Raw genomic sequence first — 21,266 nt, 5'->3', positions numbered from 1 at the left:
ACGATCCTCAGGTCATTTCAAGGGTGATCGCCACAGGACAGTGGTCCGACGCCTTCGGCCGGTCCCAGCCGCAACGCGGAAACCGGTCCACCTCCTGGCCTGCCGGAAAGATCGTGCGCCAGGGCTGGCCGTTGCGGATGATGTCGGGAACGGCGGTCGCGTTCCTGGCTGCCAGTGCCTTCGACAACAGGATGTAGTCGAGCTGGCACAGATGCCGCTCTTGCGGCCCGCGCGTATGGTACAAGGTCCAACGGTCCATCTCCGGGCGCCGCTCGACCGCATTCTCGCAAAAGCCGTCGGCGGTGAGCACGTTGAGGCAGGACTGGCTCTCGTCGATCACCTCGAAGCGGTAACCGTCAAAGGCGTCGCCGGAGATCTTCACGCGCTGCCGATAGTCGTTCATGTCGCCGCAGATCGCCCAGTATTTGTCGGCGGCGTGATCCCCACCGAAACGCTCCTCGATGATCCGGCGCACCGCTTGCGCCTCGGCGATGCGCAGCGGCATCGTCGCCTGGCGCCCGTCGAGACCGTTGCGGGGCGCGCCCATCGACTTGAAATGCACCAGATAGAGCGTCAGCGGCGCGCCACCGACGGTCAGGTCGATTTCCAGGCAGTCGCGCCGGAAGATGCGCTGGTTGGCCTGATGCCCGAACGCTGCCAGTTCCGGCGTATGCAGGCCGAACTGCTCGAACGTGACATAGGCGTGGCTTGTCATGCGAACGAATTCGATCGGCTGGCCCTGCGCGGTCTCGTTGCGCATCATCACGGCGACGTCGATGCCGCGCGAACCATTGCCGGCGGTGGTGTATTTCTGGCGGTAGCCATGCCCGACCATCCTGAACAGATAGCCGTGTTCGAAAGCCTTCAGCGCCTCGATATTGTCGACCTCCTGCATGCAGATGATGTCGGCGCGGGTGGCCGCGATGGCCAATGCCGTCAGCTGCCGCGTATCGTCGGATTGCGCGATCGCCCGCGCCTGCTCCAGCATCTTGTATTCGGCCTCGCTCTGGATGTCGAAGAGCGCCAGCGTGCGATCTTCGTTGAGCTGGTTGCGATATCCGGAAAAATCGAACCTGTTCATCAGGTTTTCGACATTGAAGGTGGCGAGGCGCAGCGACATGGCGGTGACCTTTGCCCACAAGCGCGGCCGAAAACAAGGGCCCGCCCTGCCCGCCATGGTTGACGAAACCTTTCCGTTCATCCTCCGTTCAGGCGCGAAGCTGCATGAATGATATTCTTCATCGCCGGGCGTGGGGCCTGAATCTCTTGGAGAGTGCAATGAACCCGCTCTTTTCTTTTTCTGTCAGATCCGGGCTGCTGGCTCTGGGTCTGATAGCCGGCCTGTCGGCCCCCGCGTTCGCCGGACCGATTGCCAAACCCGTGCTGCCGATGCCGGCCACCGCCGTCGCCCCCGAGATTGTGCCGGTCCGCGAAAGCTGGGCCGGCGGCAACGACAGGCGGAGCGAATGGCGCTGGCGCAATCGGCATGGCGCCCGGGAGTGGCGCGGTGGCAATGATCGGAGATGGCGCGGTCGCGACGAAGCCTGGAGATGGCGTGACCACGACGACCGGCGCTGGCGCCACCGTCGTCATCACCGCCGTCACTTCAATGATTCCGCGATCTATTTCGGCTTGGGTCTCGGGCTGCCCGCCTACAACTATTATAGCGGGCCGAGCTATTATGAGCCGCGCTACTACCCGCCTCGGCGTCAGTATCGCACGGAGCGACTTTCCAGCGCCCATGTCCGCTGGTGCTACGACCGCTATCGGTCCTATCGCGCCTGGGACAACACGTTCCAGCCCTATGGCGGTCCGCGCCAGCAGTGCTGGTCGCCCTACAGCTGAGTGGACCCCAGATGAACTCCAACGGCGCCGCGCCGCGCGGCGCCGTTTTCATCTGACCCACCCTTCTTCTGAAGTCCTTTGCGTCCTTTTCTGCGCGACGATAACGCTATGTTTATCAGGCGGGCCTAATTATCCTGCCGATCGCACCAGGGATTATGCGCGATGGCTGAAGACGAAAACAGGGACAAACGCAGGCAGCGCGTCTTCAAGGGCGCGACGATCCTGACCGGCATCACCAGGTCCGAGGTCACGTGCACGGTGCGCAACATGCATGACGGCGGCGCCGAATTGATGGTCTCGATCGACGCTCGCGTGCCCGACGAGTTCCTGCTCTATGTGCCGACCGACGGCATCGCCTACAAGGCAGTGGTCCGCTGGCGCCGCGAGGACCGCATCGGCGTGATGTTCACCGGCACCGAGCCAAAGCCCCCCTGGCACTACGGCTAAATCCCCTGAACCGCATTCTCCAACCAGCCAACCACACGGCCTTCATGTAAAAAGCCGGCGGAGCGCTCCGCCGGCTTTTCCTGTGCAACGATAAAATTGCGGATTTCGGTCGGTTCTTGGCCTTGTCGACCAGCTTGTTCTTCGAAATCTCCCGCGCGCCCGCAGGGCGAAGCCCGAGGACGCGCAAGCAAACGACGTGGATTTCGATCAGTTCTTGGCCTTGTCGACCAATTTGTTCTTCGAAATCCACGGCATCATCGCGCGCAGCTTGGCGCCGACTTCTTCGATCTGGTGGCTGTCGTTGTTGCGGCGGATGCCCTTGAAGCGCGACATGCCGGCGCGGTACTCCTGCATCCATTCCGAGGTGAACTTGCCGGTCTGAATATCCTTCAGCACGCGCTTCATCTCGGCCTTGGTCTCGGCGGTGATGATGCGCGGGCCCGAAACATATTCGCCCCATTCGGCGGTGTTCGAGATCGAGTAGTTCATGTTGGCGATGCCGCCTTCATAGATCAGGTCGACGATCAGCTTGACCTCGTGCAGGCACTCGAAATAGGCCATTTCCGGTGCGTAGCCGGCTTCCACCAGCGTCTCGAAGCCAGCGCGGATAAGCTCGACCAGACCGCCGCACAGCACCACCTGCTCGCCAAACAGGTCGGTCTCGCATTCCTCGCGGAAATTGGTCTCGATGATGCCCGAACGGCCGCCGCCGACGCCGCAGGCATAGGACAGAGCGAGATCAAGTGCATTGCCCGAAGCGTCCTGGTTGACCGCGACCAGGCACGGCACGCCGCCGCCCTTCTGGTATTCGCCGCGCACCGTGTGGCCGGGCCCCTTCGGCGCGATCATGACGACGTCGACCGAGGCCTTCGGCTCGATCAGGCCAAAGTGCACGTTGAGGCCGTGGGCAAAGGCGATCGCCGCGCCATCGCGGATGTTCGGCGCGATTTCGGACTTGTAGATGTCGGCCTGCAGCTCGTCCGGCGTCGCCATCATCATCAGGTCGGCCCATTTGGCGGCGTCCGCCACGCTCATCACCTTGAGCCCGTCGGCCTCGACTTTTTGGGCGGTCGCCGAGCCGGCCTTGAGGCCGATGGCGATTTCCCCAACGCCGGAATCCTTGAGATTGAGCGCATGCGCCCGGCCCTGGCTGCCATAGCCGATGATGGCGACCTTCTTGCCCTTGATCAGGTTGAGATCGGCGTCGCGATCGTAATAGACACGCATTTTTCTTCCTTCCCGTTTTTTGAATTCAGAGCATGATGCCGAAAAATGTGAAGCGGTTTTCGGTCGACATCATGCTCTATCTCTTTGATTAGAGCCGGATTCAGATTTCGGGTCGACTTGACCTGAAATCATCCGGCTCTAGAGGCCTTGCGGCCCGGTTTTTGCTCCGTGAAGAGCGAGAAACTGCTGCGTCGCCCGGACGGCATCGCCGCCAATCGCCGCATCAGTCAATTTTAGCCGGTCGCCGAGCAGCAGGCGGATCTGCACGTCGCGGGCGACCAGCCCGAAAAAGGTGCGGAATGCCGCTTCGGCATCCGAGAACTCGAGAAGCCCGGCCTGCCGACCGGCCTCCAGCACCGGCTTCAGGCGCCGGGCCAGCGCGAAACGCCCGTTCTCCAGCACGATGGCGCCAAGATCGTCGTTCCCGTCATTGCGCCGGATTGCGCCAGCACGGCCAATGGCGACGCGGTTCAGCGCGATCGATGTGTCGCTCGAAATCACCTTGAGCCAGTCCGAAGCGAAACGTGCGAGGCTCACCGTCAGCGAAGCAAGGGTAAGCCCCTTGCCGTCGACCGGCACCACCCGCACCTTGGAGGCCTGCCATTGAACAATTGCCGTCAACAGCCCGTCGCGATCGCCGAACCATTTGTAGAGCGTTTCCTTGGAACAGCTTGCCCGCCGCGCCACCGCGGTCATGGTCAACTGATCGCCCTCCTCGACCAGCAGGCGAAGCGCGGCGTCGAGCACGGCTTTCTGCCGCTCCGTCAGCGCTTCGCTGGTGTCGATGTCGACGCTTGCCTGCAACAAACTCTTTTCCTGCTCGATAACGGCGGCGGCCAGGGCCGTACCGTACGTTACGGTTCGGCGCGTCTATGACGTATTGCCGGACCCGGTGCAAGCCCTATCTCCGCTTTCTGACACCTTCCAGACCGGAACGGCCACCGCTCGAACGGCCACCGCTCGAACGGATGTCGCGGAGAGAAAAATGCTCGTCGGCCTGCTTGCATTGAGTGTTGCCGCCGCTTTCGCGGGCGCCGCTATCTATATCAGCGTTGCCGAGCAGCCGGCGCGGCTTCGCCTCGACGACCGTGCACTGCTGCAGGAATGGCAGCCTTCCTACAAGCGCGGCGCCGCCATGCAGGCGTCGATCGCCGTCGTCGCCTGTGTTCTTGGTGTCGTTGCCTGGTGGCAGACCGGCAGTCTCGGCTATCTCATCGGGGCGGTGCTGATCATCCTGCCATGGCCATGGACGCTGATCGCAATGATGCCGACAAACCGGTTGCTGGAGGCGATGGACGCAGCCGCCACCAATCCGCAGGCGCGGGCGTTGATTGTCAAATGGGGCAATTTGCATCTGGTTCGCGTCATGCTTGGCGTGCTGGCGGCACTGGCATTCCTCTGGGGCAGTGCTTGACGGCTGCAATCGACCTTCAGCGCCATCGGGACCACATCACTCCGGCATCGCCGGATGACGCAGCCGCCCGAGCAGAGCCGACAAGGTTTCCAGGTCATCATTGGAGAGCCTGGCGCCGACCAGCTCGGCGATCGATCGTCCGTAGACGGCCCACATGCGGCGGCGCGCCTCGCGGCCCTTCCGCGTAATGCGAACATTCTGTCCGCGACCGTCATCGGCAACCCTGAGCTTCTCGACCAGTCCGTCCGCTTCGAGCCGCGCCAGCAGCCGCGAGACGTTGTACTGCGCAAACAGCGTGCGCTCGATCAGCTGGAACGGCCGCAAGCCGCCCTCGCCGGCTTCGGCAAGCTCATGCAGCACATCGTACCAGGCAAGCGGTGGCAAGCCAGCGTTCTTCAGCGCGTCTTCGGCTCTTTCCAGCAGCTGGCGCGAAACGCGCATCAGGCGCGCCCAGGCCTTGATGGCCGCTGGCGAAGGATTCTCCGTCATGATGCAGCATAGGCGATAGATGCGTTTGCATCAAGCTTGCCAGTGAATGCAAATGCATCTATATATATGCAACTGCATTTATATCGGAAGGCACTGCCATGAAGCATGAAACCTGCGAGATCGCCGACATCCTGGAGACGGGCGGCCTGGTGACCGACAAGCTCGTTCTCGTCAGCCACCACCTTTGTCCCTATGTGCAGCGCGCGGCGATCTCGCTCTGCGAAAAGGACGTGCCGTTCGAACGCCTCACCATCGATCTCGCCGACAAACCGGCCTGGTTCAAGGCGATATCGCCGCTCGGCAAGGTGCCGCTGCTGCGCGTGCCGCAGAATGGCGAGGAAGCCGTGATCTTCGAATCGGCGGTCATCCTCGAATTTCTCGAGGAAACGCTGGCCAACCCACTCCATCCTGCCGACCCGTTGGCTCGCGCCCGGCATCGCGCCTGGATAGAGTTCGGCTCGGCCATCCTCAACGCCATTGGTCGGTTCTATTCCGCTCCGACCGAGGCCGCCTTCCTTGCCGAAAGCGAAGCTCTGTCGGCAATGTTCGATCGCCTCGAAATAGAACTGGCGGCTGGCCGGGCTGGGCCATGGTTTGCCGGCGAGCGCTTTTCACTGGTCGATGCTGTCTACGGCCCAGTCTTCCGCTATTTCGACGCCTTCGATCGGATCGGCGCGTTCGGTATCCTGAGCGGAAAGCCGCGTGTTGGGGCCTGGCGAAAGCGATTGCACGAACGCAAGTCGGTGAAGGACGCTGTCATCCCGGACTATCCACAGCGCCTTCATGCATTCCTGCAAGCGAAGGGTTCGCACCTTTCGAAACTCATCCGCCGCAGCGAGGCGGCCACTGCGCTTCCTTGATACCGATCCGCCTGAACGGATCGATCATGGTTCCAGCCACCATCGAGGCAAGGATGTTTGGCACCGGCGGGATTTTTGCCACCGACGCCACCAGCCTGTCGCGGACGAACGGCATCACGGTCGAATCCGACTGGTAGAACGGCGTCAGCATCAGCGACAGCGCCTGAAACACCCGGACATGCCATCGCCGCGCCTGGACATAGACCTCCAGCGCAGTATCGACACGATCCGTTCCTATGAGCGCATAGTTGAGCGCCGCCGCGTCAAGCAGCGCCATGTTCGCCCCTTGCCCGAGCTGCGGGCTGGTCGAATGCGCCGCGTCGCCGATGATCGCCCATCGCCGTCCGGCCGGCACCTTGAGCGTGTGATGGCCGTAACGCGCCAGCGAAAGCTGATCGAAACTGTCGATCTGGCGTGTGAACGCCTCGCATTCGGGCCAAAGCCGAACCAGCCTCGCCTTCCAGGCGTCGAGGCCTGTCGCCCTGACCTGCTCTGCATCCGCCGGCTTCAGGCTCCAGAAGAATGCCGCCATCTTCTCGGCGCCCGGTTCCGGCCTGCCGATCGGCAGCACGCCGATCATCACGCTCGCTCTGTCGTAGCGCTGCAGCAGCGCGTGCTCGTCGAAACCGTCGCCGCGCCAGCCGAGTGACGCCCAGAACGCGCCATAGGCGAGCGGCCGCGGTTCACCCGGGCTCTCTACGCGCTGCCGCAATCTGGAGCGCGAACCGCTGGCATCGACGACCAGATCGAACGGCCCTATCCTGCGCCCGTTGCCGCAGATCAGCATTGCCCGTTCGCCGGTTTCCAGCGTCTCGAGCTCGACGCCGGTTTCGATGGTGATCGCCTCGCGCCGGACGGCGCCGAAAAGCACGCCGAACAAGGCCGCGCGGTGCACCGCCAGCCCGAAACGACCGCGGCGCTGCGCATCATAGCGGACGTCGAGCACGGTGCGGCCGGTTTTCGCATCGGCGCCATGCAGCCGGTCAATGCGGCTGCCAAGCGCCAGGATGTCATCGAGCAGGCCGAGATCGGCAAGCACCGTCAGCCCGGTCGGCTGCAGGATCAGCCCGGACCCGACCGGCTTTGGCTCGTCGAAGCGCTCGAAGATCGTGACCCGATGCCCGGCACGCTTCAGATAGAGCGCCGCGGCCAGCCCGGCCGGCCCGGCGCCGGCAATCGCGATGTCCAGAGAAATGCCCATTGCCCGCCGAATCGTCTCGCCCAGGCCGGACAGTCCTTCAGCGGTATCGGCAAAGCCGTCGCTCCTGGTATCGATGAGTCAGGTCTCGGCAGCGTCGAAAGCGTTCCGCGCGGCGCGCACCGCGCCATGATTGAGCTCGGCCCATTGGAGCAACTGATGCAGCGGCCCGAACATCGAGCGTCCGAGATCGGTCAGACTGTATTCGACGCTCGGCGGCTTGGTCGGGAAGACCTCGCGATGGACATAACCGTCGCGCTGCAGATCGTGCAGCGTCTGGGTGAGCATGCGCTGTGAAATGTCGGGCACCAGCCGCCGCAATTCGCCGAACCGGTACGGCTTTTCGGCCAGCGCCATCATCAGCAGCGAACTCCATTTGTTGCTGATGCCCTGGATCACATCGCGCACCGGACAGTCGGCAATGTTGCCCCCGCCGCTGCGCGCTTTGTAAATCTCGAGCTTCGACTTCAGACTGACGACCTTGCTGTCCATCGCTGGTTCCCTGCGCCTGCCTACCTCCCGCAAAACTGCCTTCTTTACGAGGGTCGGTCAATTCCTATTTTAGTGCTGGTCTCTTTTTGAGACTTATACAAGCACCCGCCGCTCCGGCGCAACGACAGGACTTCCCATGACCGATACCCTTCTCGTCACCGGCGCCTCCGGCCAGCTTGGCCGCGGCGTCGTCGATCATCTGCTGGACACGCTCAAGGTTCCGCCCGCACGCATCATCGCCGCCACCCGCAATCCGGAAAACCTCGCCGAGCTGGCAGCGCGCGGCGTCATCATCAGGCAAGCCGATTTCGATGACACCGCGTCGCTTGTCGAAGCATTCAAGGGCGCCGACAGGATCCTGATCGTCTCGACGGGCGAGATCGACCTTGGGGGCAAGCGCCTCAAGCAGCACGAAAATGCCGTCGCAGCCGCGCGGCAGGCCGGCGTTTCGCATCTGCTCTACACCTCGATGCCCAATCCTGAGCCGGGATCGCCAGTGCTGTTTGCGGGCGATCACTACGGTACCGAGCAGGCGATCAAGGCGAGCGGCATCCCCTACACGATTTTTCGCAACGGCTGGTATCAGGAGAACCTGTTCATGTCGCTGCCGCACGCCATTGCCTCGGGACACTGGTATACATCCGCAGCTGACGGCCGCATCGCCCATGGCGCTCGCGACGACATGGCCGCGGCGATCGCTGCCGGCCTTGCCTCGGGCGCCACCGAAAGCACGACATACACGTTGACCGGTCCGCAGGCCCATACCGTCGCCGAGATCGCGGCCCTGGTGACCGACGTCACCGGCAAGCCGATCGAGGTCGTCCAGCTTTCGGACGAGGCGTTGACCGAGGGCCTGAAGGCTGCCGGCGTTCCCGAGGGCTTTGCCCCAATCGTCACGTCCTTCGACACCAACACGCGCTCCGGCCGCATCGGCATGGTGACCGACGCGATCGAGACGCTTTCAGGCAGGAAGCCGCAATCGCTGAAGCAGTTTCTTGAAGCGAACAAGGCAGCGCTGGCCGGCTGAAGTCGGCCGTGGTCAGGGCATGTCGAGATTCAGGTCAGGCCGAGTCGAGAATGGTGGGTTCCGAGAACCGGAGCGGAGCGTACTTTCGGGTACGTGAGCACCGGAAGCGCAGGAACCCGCCGTTCGCAGGCCGGCCTCACCTGAATATCGGCATGCCCTAAATCGCCACCTGCGTTCCGATCTCGACCACACGTCCAGTCGGGATCTGGAAATACTCCGTCGCATCGGCTGCCGTGCGCGCCAGGCCGATGAACAGCTTGTCCTGCCACACCGGCATGCCGGAATTGGGTGACGCCTTGAGCGAGCGCCGCGACAGGAAGAAGGACGTCGTCATGATGTCGAACTTCCAGCCCTGCTTGCGGCAGATCGCCAGCGCACGCGGGATGTTGGGCTGTTCCATGTAGCCGAAGGTCAGTGTCACCCGCATGAACAGATCGTTGATCGTTTCCATCTTGACCCGGTCACTGTCAGGCACAACGGGCTGCTGCGCCGTCACCACCGAGAGGATGACGTTCTGTTCGTGCAGCACCTTGTAGTGCTTCAGGCTGTGCATCAGCGCGGTCGGCGCGCTGACGGGATCGCTGGTCAGGAACACGGCCGTGCCGGACACCAGCTGCGGCTTCTTCTTCAACAAATTGGCGGCAAGGAAATCGAGCGGAATCTCGTTCCTGCGCGTCTTGTCGAACAGATAGCGACTGCCGCGTATCCAGGTCCCCATGATCAGCCCCATGATGCAGGCCACGGCGATTGAAACCCATCCCCCTTCCACGAATTTCACGATATTCGCCAGGAAGAAGCCGGTGTCTATCGTGCCAAACAGCAGCGCCAGCGCCGCAGCGAGCGCGGTCTGCCATTTCCATTGCCACCGCATCACCACGAACAGCAAGATCGTCGTCATCAGCATCTCGCCTGTCACCGAAATTCCATAGGCGGAAGCCAGCGAACTCGAACTGCCAAAGCCGACGACCAGCAGCATCACGCCGAGCGCGAGAATGAGGTTCACGCGCGGCATGTAAATCTGGCCAAGCTGCATCTCGGAAGTATGCTGAACTTCGATTCTGGGCAGAAGATTGAGCTGCACCGCTTGCCGGGTCAGCGAAAACGCCCCGGAGATAACGGCTTGACTGGCGATGACAGTCGCTGCTGTTGCGAGCCCGACCATCGGTATCAGTGCCCACTCCGGCAGCATCTGGAAGAACGGATTGTCGGGCACGCCCCCATGAGCAAGAACGAATGCGCCTTGCCCAAAATAGCTGAGCAGCAGGCAGGGAAAGACGATCCAGAACCAGGCCAGCACGATTGGGCGGCGACCAAAATGGCCGAGATCAACGTAAAGCGCTTCGGCACCGGTAACCGCCAGAAAAACCGCGCCGACGGTGAGAAACGCACCCGCTTTGGCCTCGGCAAGGTAGGCGACTGCATAGTAGGGGTTGATTGCCAAAAGCACCGATGGATCATCGCTAATGTGCACCAATCCGGCGATGCCGATCGCCAGGAACCAGAGCGCCGTCACCGGCCCGAAAACCGAGGCCACCCTGCCGGTCCCGAAACGCTGCACGGCAAACAGGACGGCAAGAATCACCAATGTAATGGGAACCACATATGGATCGAACGCCGGGGTCACGACGCTCAGCCCTTCCACCGCTGAAAGCACCGAAATGGCCGGCGTTATGATCGCGTCGCCGAAAAACAGTGCGGCTCCGCACAGACCGATGACAAGAATGATGCCGGAGCCAGCCGGATAGGCTTTCCGGGCCAGCGCCATAAGCGACAGGGTACCGCCCTCACCCTTGTTATCCGCCCGAAGCACGAAGGCGACATACTTTATGGTCACGATAATCGTCAGTGCCCAGACGATCAGCGACAGAATGCCCAGAACGGCACTGCGCGGATCGGTGCCCGACGAAGCATGCAGTGCTTCGCGAAGCGCATAAATAGGGCTGGTGCCGATATCGCCATAGACCACGCCGAGAGCGCCCAGCATCAGGACCTTGGTGCTGTGCTTTTCGACCTCAGGATGGCTGGATTGTTCGACTGGTTCTGCCTCACTACCACTGTTGGTAAGGGCCATGGACGACACTCCGATAAGCGCGCGGTGCTCTACGCTTGCTGCAATGCAATATCAAGTGCCCCAACGTGATGGCTGCCATGTCCGCAAAGCGAGGCTTCCATCTCTACCACCCACAGGCCTTAAGAAATCTTTTGACCGTGCCGGCCATGCCATACTCCAACGCATCGGCTGTCAACCCGTGTCCGATCGACACTTCAGCCAATGCCGGGATGCGTTTTGCCAATGCCGGCAGGTTGTTCACCACCAGATCGTGGCCGGCATTGACCTGAAGCCCGGCGGCAAGTGCTGCATCCGCGGTTTTTCCCAATCTTTCCAGCTCATTCGCCGCTTTTGCCGAATCCGAATGAAAGCTGCCATACGGCCCCGTGTAGAGCTCGATCCGGTCGGCGCCGGTGTAGCGCGCGGCGTTCATGCCTGACGGATCCGGGTCGGAAAACAACGACACGCGAAAGCCCCCTTTTTTCAGCCGTTTGACGATCGGTGTCAGGAACGCCGCCTCGGCGGCAAAGTTCCAGCCATGGTCGGAGGTGGCCTGGGCAGGGTCGTCGGGCACCAGCGTCACCTGCTCCGGCTGGTGCTTTTCCACAAGCGCCAGGAAATCCTCGCTCGGGTAGCCCTCGATGTTGAACTCTGCCTTGGGGAATTCGTCGTCGATCAGCGCCCTGATCTCCGGCAGGTCGGAATGCCTGGTGTGCCGCTCGTCGGGCCGCGGATGCACGGTCAGGCCATGCGCGCCCGCGGCCAGCGCCAGGCGCCCGAGCCCAATCAGGCTTGGCCACGGCAGGTCGCGCCGGTTGCGCAGCATGGCGATGGCATTGAGATTGACGGAGAGTTTTGCAGGCATGGCTTCTCGAGTCCGAACATAATCGCGGCCATCTATACCGCCTTTGGCGGGAACAGACAGGGGGTTTGCGGTGTTCCAGAGGGACGTATAATATCCAGCAAGAGGAAGACCCGTGAATTATCTTGAAGACGTGCCGGCGGTTCGCCGCATCGACACCGACCGCGACGACCTGTTCGCCATCGACGTCGTCGGCCATGTCACGGCGGCCGATGCGGAAAACCTGTTCGGATTGCTGGAGGCGGCCTATGCGCTGCACCCGAAAATCGACGTGCTGGTGCGCCTGATCGGCCATGAAGGCGTCGATTGGGCCGATGTGTCGGACGAAACGCTTGAACAGGGCACGGCCCATGCCGCGGAGCATGTCGGCCGCTGCGCTGCGCTCGGCGAGCCGAACTGGGTACCCAACGCACAGAGCGTGCTGCCTGCTTCCTCGCCTGTCGAGCTCAGGCATTTCGAGGCAAAGGACGAAGCATCCGCCTGGGAATGGCTCGCCGCCAGACCGCTGGCCCCACGCTGACGCAGGTCGACCCCGTGCCAGTCCCAGATTCCTGGTCCATGGGGCAACTCGACCGGCCTATCTGACAATCGTCAGCCGTTCCGACGCGCGCGTGATTGCCGTGTAGAGCCAGCGCTGGCGGGTTTCCTTGAACGCCCAGCTTTCGTCGAAAAGCACGATCTCGTTCCACTGCGAGCCTTGCGCCTTGTGCACGGTCAGCGCGTAGCCATAGTCGAAATCGTCGAAGCGTTTTTTCTGCTGCCAGGGAATGTCGGCGTCCGGGTCCTCGAACGCCGCTTTGAGCAGCTTGATCTTGGCGACGCCGCGGTCCGGATCGTCCTCCTCCGGGGAGACCAGCAGATTGATGCCGGGTTTCACCGTCTCGCGCGACGAGGTCATCACCTTCCACAGCGAGCCGTTGAGCAGTCCCTTGGCTGGGTCGTTGCGCAGGCAGACGAGCTTGTCGCCGGCCTGTGGATAGTCGGCATTGAACCCCTTCAGCTCGCGCAACCGCTGATTATAGCGACGCCGCGTCCTGTTGGTGCCGACCAGCACCTGGTCCGCCTTCAGCACCAGTTCCTGGGTGACATCCTCCTTGCCGATCACCTGCGCCGCGCCATAGTCGCCGCGCATGAACTCGCGGCCCTCGCGCACGTCGAGCGCCAGCCGGATGATCGGGTTGTCGCGTGCCTGCCGGTGGATCTCGGTGAGCAGAATATCCGGCTCATGCTCGGTGAAGAAGCCGCCGCCCGAGATCGGCGGCAACTGGCCGGGATCGCCGAGAACCAGGATCGGCGTGCCGAAACTCAAGAGGTCGCGGCCAAGCTGCTCGTCTACCATCGAACATTCGTCGATGACGACGAGCTTGGCCCGCGAGATCGGGCTTTGCCGGTTGAGCGAAAAGGTCGGCGACATCGAAGTCTTGCCGGTCACCTCGTCCGCCACCGATTCCTCGCCCTTCGGCCGGTAGATCAGCGAATGGATGGTGCGGGCATTGACCGCGCCCTTGGAACGCAGCACCTGCGCCGCCTTGCCGGTGAAGGCGGCGAACTGCACCTGGCCGTCGACATGCTCGGCGAAATAGCGCGCCAGCGTCGTCTTGCCGGTGCCGGCATAGCCGAACAGCCGGAACAGCTGCGGCTTTCCGGTCTTGAGCCAGGTGGCGACCGCCTTCAGCGCATCGTCCTGTTGAGGGGAGAATTCCATCAGCGCGAGAGACCGGATTCGCGAGGGAAAGACAAGGCGCAACGATCATCGGCGGCGGGCCGCACCGCCTCCAATGACGCAATTTATCAGGCAGAGATCAGAACGTAAAGAGAACGAGCATGGTTCGAAACGGTCTAGCCGGTCGGGCCGCCACGACCTTCGGTCGGGCTGGGGTCGTTCTCAAGCAGGATCGGCTTGCCATGCGGCGTTGCATGCGCGGCGCGTTCCCAGGCGGCAGCGAGCGCATCGATGTCGCCCTTGCCGGCAACCCCTTTCGCCGACAGCAAATTTTCCAGCGCCGCCAGCCAGTGCTCGTAATAATCGTGGCCATCGCTTGCGGCACCAGGCTGCTTGACCTCGGCGGACAAGGCGTCCGCCCATTCGCTCCAGGAGAACAGGCCGCTGTCGTGCAGCGCGACCGTCATGGCGAAGGCTTCCGCCTGCCACGGCTCGGCGAATACCGGCGCATCCGCCGGCAGCGTGGCGGTGGCTGACTTCGCCTCACGCCGGCTCAAGATAGCTCTCCCAGGCATCGATCGACACGGTCAGCATCGGGTCGGCGCCCTCGCCCCAGATCTCGGCGCCGTCAAAAACCACCGTATAGACCCATTGCGGGTTTTCGCCTTGGCCATGTGCATTGGTGTCAGGGAAGACAAAACCAGCGCGCACCGCCTCGACGGCGCCTTGCTTGCCGCGTGCGTAGCGTGGCAACCTTGTGTGGCCGGCCGGATGGAAATTCTTCGTGCGCACCAGATCGCCTGCCTTGAACCGGGCCGGCGTGGCGATCGGCCGGTCGCATGGGCCGCCCTTGGCCAACACTGCCGGCACGTTTTCGGCCTTCAGCACCCGCTTTGGCGTCGCGGCAGGGTCGACCGCCTTGCCCGCGGCCAGATCGCGGTCGCTGACGAAGCCGTGCCGCTTCAGCAAGGTTTCGAGCGCCTTGATCCAGATCTCATAATAGCTGGAGCCATAATAGTCGGCGGGATGCAGCAATTCCCGCGCATGCCGGCTCTCATCGATGGTCCAGACGCCCATGGCGCCGGCGCACAAGGTCACGCCAAGCGCCCGCCTTTCCCAGGCGGCATGGAAACAGGGCTCGTCCTTTTCGGGTGCGACCGGCCCGAACCCCATCTGCCCGCCGAGATCCTGCGGCCCATTCATGCCGGCTCCCGCGCCAGTCGGGTGCCGATCATCGCGTCGCGCGTCACCAGATCCGCCAGCCGCTCCTCGCTCCAGCCGTCGGTGCCCTTCGGCCGCATCGGCACGACCAGGTAACGCAATTCGGCGGTGGAATCCCACACCCGGATCTTTGTCGTTGCCGGCAAGGTCAGCCCGAATTCATCGAGCGCGCCGCGCGGATCGATGACCGCGCGCGAACGATAGGACGGCGCCTTGTACCAGACCGGCGGCAGGCCGAGCACCGACCACGGGTAGCAGGAGCACAGCGTGCAGACGACGAGATTGTGCGTGTCCGCAGTGTTGAACACGGCCTGCATGTGCTCGCCCTGCCGGCCGGTGTAGCCGAGCGAGCCGATCGCCGCCGTCGCGTCGCGTTTCAGCAAAACGGCAAAGTCCGGCTCGACCCACGCCTTCGCCACCACCTTGGCGCCGTTGCGCGGACCGATCTTTGTCTCATAGGTGTCGACGATCACGTCGATCGCGGCCGGATCGATCAGCCCTTTCTGGGTGAGGATCGTCTCCAGTGCGCGCACCCGGGCGGCAAAAGGATCAAGCTCGTTGTCGTGATTATGATCGTGGGACATGGCCGTAAATTACGGCTGCAAGCGTTCCACCGCAAGCGCCGCGGTTTGGGCCAGCCCGTCGGCTTCTATTCGGCCGCCGCCTTGTGCGGCTCGCCCTGCAACGCTTCTCCGTTCTCGAACAGCGACGGCTGGTCGACGGCCTCAACAGGTGGCTGCTCATGCCGGCGCTTCGGCCACAGCCCGACAAGCCAGCCCGAAAAATGCTCCATGTAGACATAGATGACCGGCGTGACGAACAGCGTCAGCGCTTGCGAAGCGACGAGGCCGCCGACCACCGCCACGCCGAGCGGCTGGCGCAGTTCGGCGCTGGCGCCGGCGCCGAGCGCGATCGGGATCGTGCCCATCAGTGCCGCCAGCGTCGTCATCATGATCGGCCGGAAGCGCCTTAGGCAGGCCCTGTAAATTGACTCGAGCGGCGACATCCCCTCGCGCCTGAGTTCGAGCGCGACGTCGATCATCATGATGCCGTTCTTCTTGACGATGCCGATCAGCATCAGGATACCGATGACCGCAATCACCGACAGGTCCATCCCCGCAAGCCGCAGTGCAACAAGCGCGCCGAGCACCGCCGACGGCAGTCCGGTCAGGATGGTGAGCGGATGGATAAAACTCTCGTAGAGGATGCCGAGGACGATATAGATGGTCAGGATCGCGCCGGCGATCAGCAGGCCCTGGTTGGCAAGCGAATCCTGAAACGTTTTCGCCGTGCCCGAAAAATTGGTCGAGATCGTCGCCGGCATGCCGATCTTTTCCTTCAGCGCATCGATGCGGCTCACGCTGTCGCCGAGGGCGACGCCCTGCGGCAGGTTGTAGGAGATGGTCACTGCCGGAAGCTGGCCGAGCTGATTGACGGTCAAGGCGCCGGCGGTCCGATCGACGCGGGCAAAGGCGCCCAGCGGCACCAGGCTGCCGCTGGCCGTCCTTACCTTGATCGCCAGCATCCTTTCTGGCGACCACTCGATCCTCGGGTCGAGCTCCATGATCACCTCGTAGCTATCGGCCGAACCGAAGATGGTCGAGACCTGCTCGGTGCCGAAACCGCCATAGAGGCTGGAGCGCAACGTATCGGTGTCGACGCCGAGCGTCGCCGCCTTGTCGCGGTCGACCACCAGCGACGCCTGCAGGGCGTTGTTCTGCAAGTCATTGGTGACGTCGGTGAAGGCGCTACGGTCGGCGGCCATCGCGTCGGTGAGCTTCTGCGCCCAGCTGTCCGCCGCGCCGATGTCGAGACCCTGCACGACGAGTTGATAGGCGCTGGCCGAAGCGCGCGCGCCGAGCCGCAGGTTCTGCACCGGCTGCATGAAGGTTTCGATGCCGGCGACATTGGCCAGCTGCCGCCGCAGATCCGAGAGCACCTTGTCGATATCGGGGCGCTGGTCCTTGTCCTTCAACTGCACAAAGAGCTGGCCTTGGTTCAGCGCATTGTTGCCGCTGCCCACCGACCACCCGACATGCGAGACATAGGGTGAATGGGTAAAGACATCAGCCACTTGCCCCTGCAGCTTCACCATGGCGTCGAACGAGATGTCCTGGCGCGCGGTGGTCGTCACCGAGATCTGGCCGATATCCTCCTGCGGAAAGAAGCCCTTCGGCGAGGTCTGGATCAGCCAGGCCGACAGTGCGGCCGTCCCAATGAAGACGAGAAAAACCAGGAAACTGTGCCGCAGGCAAAAGGTCAGCAGCCGGTCATAACCCCGCATGAAGAAATTATGCCTGTGACCTTCGCCCCGCGCCGCTTCGCGCTCGGCCTTCACAGACAAAAGCCGCGAGCACAGCATCGGCGTCAGCGTCAGCGACACGAACATCGAGGCCAGGATGGCGACCGTCACCACCACCGCGAATTCGTTGAAGATGCGCCCGATCACTCCGCCCATCAAAAGCACGGGGATGAACACAGCGACCAGCGAGATCGAGATCGAAATAATGGTGAAGCCGATTTCGCGCGCGCCCTTCAGCGCCGCCTCGAAGGCCGAGAGCCCCTCCTCCTCCATGTGGCGAAAAATGTTCTCCAGCATGACGATCGCGTCGTCGACGACAAGGCCGACAGCCAGGGTCAGGCCCATAAGCGAGATGTTGTCGATGGAAAAGCCGAACAGGAACATGGCGCCGAGTGTGGCGATCAGCGAGATCGGCACCGCTACCGCTGGGATGATCGTCGCCGTTACCCGGCGCAGGAACAGGAAGATCACCATCACTACCAGCGCGATGGTGAGCAGCAGCGTGAACTGCACGTCGTCGACCGCTTCGCGGATCGACGTCGAGCGGTCGTTGAGCAACCGGATGCTGGCCGCCGCCGGCATCTGATCCTGGAAGGACGGCAGCATCGCCTTGACCCGGTCGACGACGTCGACGGTGTTGGCATCGGGCTGGCGCTGCACCGCCATGATGATCGCGCGGGTGCCGTCGTACCAGCTTGCCGTCGTCGTGGTCTCGACGGAATCGATGACGCGGGTGACCTCGCCGAGCCGCACCGGACGGCCGTTCCTGGTGGCAATGATGATGTTGGAAAATCCCGCCGCGTTGTTCAGTTGCGTATTGGCGGTGATGGTCAGCTGCTGCTTGTCGTTCTGCAGCACGCCGAGCGGCGTGTTGCTGTTGGCCGAGGCGATCGCCGTCTGCAGCTGGTCGATCGAAATACCGTGTGCGGCGAGCGCCGTCGGATCGATCTGGACGCGCACCGCGTATTTCTGCTGGCCGAAGATCGAGACCTGCGCCACGCCTTCGATCGTCGACAGCGACGGCGAGATCACATTCTCGGCAAAGGCATCGAGATCTGTCAGCGGAACGGTGTCGCTGACCAGCGACATCAGCAGGATCGGCGCATCGGCCGGATTGACCTTGCGGTAGCTCGGCGGGCTGGTCATCTCGGGCGGCAGTTGCCGCTGCGTTCGCGCGATCGCCGCCTGCACGTCGGCGGCGGCCGCATCGATATCGCGGTTAAGCACGAACTGGATGGCGATCGAGGTCGAGCCGAGCGCGTTGGTGGTCGAGATCGAATCGATGCCGGCGATGGTGGTGAACTGCTTGATCAGCGGCGTTGCCACCGAGGTCGCCATGGTTTCCGGCGAGGCGCCGGGCAGCGAGGCCGAGACGTTGACCACCGGAAACTCGGCGCTCGGCAGAGCGGCCACCGGCAGGAACTTGTAAGCGAACAGCCCGCCCAGCACGAGCGCAAACGACATGAGCAGGGTGGCGACAGGCCTGCGGATGCAGAATTCGGAGATCATGGCCGCGTCCCGCCCGCCTTGCCGGCCTCGGCAACCCTGGGAGACGCCAGATCACCGGCCTCGCCTTCGCGGACCGGCGCGCCGTCCTTCAGCTTTGCCTGGCCTTCGACGACGACATTTTCGCCGCTTTTCAGCCCCTCGCCGATAGCGCTGTTGTCGCCTTCGGTCAGTGCGACCTGGACGGGCCGCACCTCCACGGTGTTGTCGGGCTTGATCACATAGACGAACGGCCCCTTCTGGCTAGGCTGCACCGCAACCGTGGGAACCGACGTCATTTGCGGCATGATGCCGGCATCGAGCACGACATTGACATATTGGCCCGGCCACAGCGAAAGATCGGGGTTGGGCACGCTGGCCCGCGTTGCGATCGTGCCGGAGGCGGTGTCGACGCTGGAATCGACGAAATCGAGGGTCCCCTTGCCGATCGGGGTCGGGTCGCCGTCCCTGGTCAGCGTGACTGCGGCTTGCCTTGGCGCCGCCAGCGCCTTGTGCAAAAGGGCAAGATCGCTTTCCGGAAGATTGAAGTCCACCCGCAACGGGTGCATCTGGGTGATGGTCACCAGCGGGGCCGACGTGCTGCTGCCGCTGTTGGTGGTGACGAGATCGCCGATCGCGACGCTAATCGCACCCAGCCTGCCGGAAATCGGCGCCGTGATCGTGGCAAAGCTGAGTTGGACCTCGTCCGCATCGATCGTTGCTCTGTCGGCATCGACCGTGGCCGCGGCGGACTTCTGCGCGGCGATCGCCTGGTCATAGGTCTGCTGCGTGCCGGCCTGCCTGGCGACAAGAGCCTTGGCACGCTCAAGATCGGCCGTCGCACTGGCAAGCAGCGCCTGGTCCTTGGCGAGCGTCGCCTGGTCACGGGCCAATTGCGCCTTCAGCGCGCGGTCGTCCAGCGAGAACAGAAGGTCGCCGGCCTTCACCATCTGCCCGTCCTTGACGGCGATCGATGTGATCTGGCTCGAGATCCGCGCATTCACGCTGACCACGGCGGGCGAGGATACAAAGCCGATGGCGTAGCGCCGGATCGGGAAATCGGCCGTCGAAGCGGTGGCGGCAACCACCGCGGTCGCACGTGCGGCATTCGCGGCGGCCGCCGGTTTGTCAGGCGCCTGACCCGCTGACAGCATCTGCCGGACCTTGTCCGTTGCCGCGGGCGAAAGATAGTGCCCAGCCGTGACAAGGCAGGCGACCGCAAGCATCGCAAACACGATCTTTCCACGCATCGTCAAAGACCTTCCATCGACACGCCGTGGTTCGGTGGTCATGTCTGGGTATAACTCGCAGCCTCGTGCCGCGGTTTCACCAATAGATAGAGGGCGCCGAGGGCAAAAAAGGGCCAAAACCCGGGATTACGAAGATTTAATGTGCAGTGCACAATAAAACGGCAGCTACCGCAGCATCGGCCACAGTGTCGCTGCCAGCAGCACGCCCATGGCGACGTTGAACCATTTCAGCCGCACCGGGTCCGACAGAAAACCGCGCAGCGCCGTGCCGAAACCTGCCCACACCGAAACGCTCGGCAGGTTGACGACGGTGAAGGCTATCGAAACCAGCGCCACCGACAGAAACGGATGCTCCGGAACGGCATAGACGGCCATGGCGGTGATCGCCATCACCCACGCCTTGGGATTGACCCACTGGAACGCTGCCGCATCGATGAAGCGCATCGGTCGCGCCTTGGCCTCGCCCTTGCTGCTGAGCGAACGCGACATGGCGATCTTCCAGGCGAGATAGAGCAGATAGACGCCGCCAGCGATCTTCAATGCAGTGTCGAGAACCGGAAACGCAATCAGCACCGCGCCAAGACCGAAGCCGACGGCAAGCAACAGCACGAGGAAGCCGATGCTGATGCCCAACATGTGCGGAATGGTTTTGGCAAAACCGAAATTCACGCCGGAGGCCAGAAGCATGAAGTTGTTCGGCCCCGGCGTGATCGAAGTCACGAAGGCATAGACCAGCAGGGCAAGAAATGCATCGAAAGACATTGGCTCCCTTCCAGTCGACCCAACACGTTCCGGCATGAGGCTGACGATCAGGATCGCCAGCCTGCTTACATCCCTTGCGGGCCGCGATTCATCGCCGCCACGCCGGTGCGGCAGATCTCGACCAGGCCGAGCGGCTTCATGATGGCGATGAACTGGTCGATCTTGGACCCCTTGCCGGTGATCTCGAAAATGAAATGCTCGGTGTTGGCGTCGATGACGCTGGCGCGGAAGGCATCGGCCAGCCTCAGCGCCTCGACGCGGCCCTCGCCGGTGCCGGCCACTTTCACCAGCGCGAGTTCCCGCTCCAGCGGCCGTTCCTGGCCGAGCTCGTGCGAGCGCACGGTGAGGTCGACGACACGGTGCACCGGCACGATGCGCTCGAGTTGGTGCTTGATCTGCTCCAGCACATGTGGCGTGCCGCGCGTCACGATGGTGATGCGTGACAGATGCTTCTCGTGCTCGGTTTCGGACACGGTCAGGCTCTCGATATTGTAGCCGCGTCCGGAAAACAGGCCGATGACCCGGGCAAGCACGCCCGGCTCATTGTCGACCAGCACGGAAAGCGTGTGGATCTCCGGTCTTTCCGTCTCCTTGGCGATGAAGTAGGCAGAACCGGTGGGTTGAAGGTGCTGTGGCATCATCTTGTCCTGTATCTGGCCGGTCCGTCGCCGG

22 protein-coding genes are annotated in these 21,266 nt (G+C 63.1%); 6 read left to right on the top strand and 16 right to left on the bottom strand.

Features of this window, described 5'->3' with window-relative positions; genetic code table 11:
- Positions 1-7: 7 nt before the first annotated feature.
- Positions 8-1,120 (bottom strand): endonuclease/exonuclease/phosphatase family protein, encoded by a 1,113-nt coding sequence (locus M727_RS0125390; RefSeq protein WP_027154991.1) that lies wholly within the window; start codon positions 1,118-1,120, stop codon positions 8-10.
- 158 nt (positions 1,121-1,278) lie between these two features.
- Here M727_RS0125390 and M727_RS39285 point away from each other — a divergent pair, with 158 nt between their 5' ends.
- Positions 1,279-1,845 (top strand): BA14K family protein, encoded by a 567-nt coding sequence (locus M727_RS39285; RefSeq protein ID WP_027154990.1) that lies wholly within the window; start codon positions 1,279-1,281, stop codon positions 1,843-1,845.
- A 162-nt stretch (positions 1,846-2,007) separates the two neighbouring features.
- Positions 2,008-2,292: a PilZ domain-containing protein gene (locus M727_RS0125375; protein WP_023798825.1), complete on the top strand. Its 285-nt coding sequence runs from the start codon at positions 2,008-2,010 to the stop codon at positions 2,290-2,292.
- Positions 2,293-2,499: 207 nt separating this feature from the next.
- On the opposite strand, the gene ilvC is transcribed toward M727_RS0125375, so the two are convergent.
- Entirely contained in the window at positions 2,500-3,519 is a 1,020-nt protein-coding gene (ilvC, locus tag M727_RS0125370) for a ketol-acid reductoisomerase (RefSeq protein ID WP_023798824.1), read from the bottom strand.
- A gap of 138 nt (positions 3,520-3,657) precedes the next feature.
- A complete protein-coding gene (locus M727_RS0125365) occupies positions 3,658-4,326 on the bottom strand; it encodes a TetR/AcrR family transcriptional regulator (RefSeq protein ID WP_027154989.1) in 669 nt (222 codons plus the stop codon).
- Positions 4,327-4,504: 178 nt separating this feature from the next.
- Between M727_RS0125365 and M727_RS0125360 the strand changes: the two genes are divergently transcribed.
- Positions 4,505-4,933, top strand: a complete 429-nt coding sequence (locus M727_RS0125360; protein ID WP_027154988.1) for a DUF1772 domain-containing protein — start codon at positions 4,505-4,507, stop codon at positions 4,931-4,933.
- A 36-nt stretch (positions 4,934-4,969) separates the two neighbouring features.
- Here M727_RS0125360 and M727_RS0125355 read toward each other — a convergent pair whose 3' ends face one another.
- Entirely contained in the window at positions 4,970-5,422 is a 453-nt protein-coding gene (locus M727_RS0125355) for a MarR family winged helix-turn-helix transcriptional regulator (RefSeq protein ID WP_027154987.1), read from the bottom strand.
- Between the two features lie 98 nt (positions 5,423-5,520).
- Here M727_RS0125355 and M727_RS0125350 point away from each other — a divergent pair, with 98 nt between their 5' ends.
- A complete protein-coding gene (locus M727_RS0125350; protein WP_084646885.1) occupies positions 5,521-6,282 on the top strand; it encodes a glutathione S-transferase family protein in 762 nt (253 codons plus the stop codon).
- Here the strand turns inward: M727_RS0125350 and M727_RS0125345 are convergent.
- Positions 6,245-7,483, bottom strand: coding sequence for an NAD(P)/FAD-dependent oxidoreductase (locus M727_RS0125345; protein WP_027154985.1), 1,239 nt, complete (start codon positions 7,481-7,483; stop codon positions 6,245-6,247). The genes M727_RS0125350 and M727_RS0125345 overlap by 38 nt on opposite strands.
- Positions 7,484-7,561: 78 nt before the next feature.
- Complete coding sequence (locus M727_RS0125340) at positions 7,562-7,972, bottom strand: helix-turn-helix domain-containing protein (RefSeq protein WP_027154984.1); 411 nt, start codon at positions 7,970-7,972, stop codon at positions 7,562-7,564.
- A 136-nt stretch (positions 7,973-8,108) separates the two neighbouring features.
- On the opposite strand from M727_RS0125340, the gene M727_RS0125335 reads away from it, so the two are divergent.
- Entirely contained in the window at positions 8,109-8,999 is an 891-nt protein-coding gene (locus M727_RS0125335; RefSeq protein WP_027154983.1) for an SDR family oxidoreductase, read from the top strand.
- Between the two features lie 157 nt (positions 9,000-9,156).
- Here M727_RS0125335 and M727_RS0125330 read toward each other — a convergent pair whose 3' ends face one another.
- The gene (locus tag M727_RS0125330; RefSeq protein WP_027154982.1) at positions 9,157-11,070 is read right to left on the bottom strand and encodes a potassium transporter Kup; all 1,914 of its coding nucleotides are present in this window, start codon (positions 11,068-11,070) and stop codon (positions 9,157-9,159) included.
- Positions 11,071-11,173: 103 nt separating this feature from the next.
- Positions 11,174-11,914, bottom strand: coding sequence for a pyridoxine 5'-phosphate synthase (locus tag M727_RS0125325; RefSeq protein ID WP_027154981.1), 741 nt, complete (start codon positions 11,912-11,914; stop codon positions 11,174-11,176).
- A 112-nt stretch (positions 11,915-12,026) separates the two neighbouring features.
- Here M727_RS0125325 and M727_RS0125320 point away from each other — a divergent pair, with 112 nt between their 5' ends.
- The gene (locus M727_RS0125320; protein ID WP_027154980.1) at positions 12,027-12,431 is read left to right on the top strand and encodes an STAS/SEC14 domain-containing protein; all 405 of its coding nucleotides are present in this window, start codon (positions 12,027-12,029) and stop codon (positions 12,429-12,431) included.
- A 57-nt stretch (positions 12,432-12,488) separates the two neighbouring features.
- On the opposite strand, the gene M727_RS0125315 is transcribed toward M727_RS0125320, so the two are convergent.
- The 8 genes from M727_RS0125315 to ilvN form a co-directional block, all read right to left on the bottom strand.
- On the bottom strand, positions 12,489-13,616 hold the full coding sequence (locus M727_RS0125315) for an ATP-dependent RecD-like DNA helicase (RefSeq protein WP_027154979.1): 1,128 nt from the start codon (positions 13,614-13,616) through the stop codon (positions 12,489-12,491).
- A 134-nt stretch (positions 13,617-13,750) separates the two neighbouring features.
- Entirely contained in the window at positions 13,751-14,131 is a 381-nt protein-coding gene (locus tag M727_RS0125310) for a nitrile hydratase accessory protein (RefSeq protein WP_027154978.1), read from the bottom strand.
- Positions 14,118-14,777, bottom strand: coding sequence for a nitrile hydratase subunit beta (nthB, locus tag M727_RS0125305; RefSeq protein ID WP_027154977.1), 660 nt, complete (start codon positions 14,775-14,777; stop codon positions 14,118-14,120). The genes M727_RS0125310 and nthB overlap by 14 nt, the downstream gene beginning before the upstream one ends.
- On the bottom strand, positions 14,774-15,379 hold the full coding sequence (nthA, locus tag M727_RS0125300; protein ID WP_027154976.1) for a nitrile hydratase subunit alpha: 606 nt from the start codon (positions 15,377-15,379) through the stop codon (positions 14,774-14,776). The genes nthB and nthA overlap by 4 nt, the downstream gene beginning before the upstream one ends.
- Positions 15,380-15,444: 65 nt before the next feature.
- Entirely contained in the window at positions 15,445-18,606 is a 3,162-nt protein-coding gene (locus M727_RS0125295; RefSeq protein WP_027154975.1) for an efflux RND transporter permease subunit, read from the bottom strand.
- Positions 18,603-19,832 (bottom strand): efflux RND transporter periplasmic adaptor subunit, encoded by a 1,230-nt coding sequence (locus M727_RS0125290; protein ID WP_027154974.1) that lies wholly within the window; start codon positions 19,830-19,832, stop codon positions 18,603-18,605. The genes M727_RS0125295 and M727_RS0125290 overlap by 4 nt, the downstream gene beginning before the upstream one ends.
- A gap of 165 nt (positions 19,833-19,997) precedes the next feature.
- Positions 19,998-20,594: a LysE family translocator gene (locus tag M727_RS0125285; RefSeq protein WP_027154973.1), complete on the bottom strand. Its 597-nt coding sequence runs from the start codon at positions 20,592-20,594 to the stop codon at positions 19,998-20,000.
- A gap of 65 nt (positions 20,595-20,659) precedes the next feature.
- Complete coding sequence (gene ilvN, locus M727_RS0125280) at positions 20,660-21,232, bottom strand: acetolactate synthase small subunit (RefSeq protein WP_023798804.1); 573 nt, start codon at positions 21,230-21,232, stop codon at positions 20,660-20,662.
- Positions 21,233-21,266 lie beyond the last annotated feature (34 nt).

The sequence above is a fragment of the Mesorhizobium sp. WSM2561 genome, assembly GCF_000513915.1.
Classification (GTDB): domain Bacteria; phylum Pseudomonadota; class Alphaproteobacteria; order Rhizobiales; family Rhizobiaceae; genus Mesorhizobium; species Mesorhizobium muleiense.
The sequence above is the reverse complement of the archived record's forward strand: the minus strand, read 5'-3'. Positions and strand labels throughout refer to the sequence as shown.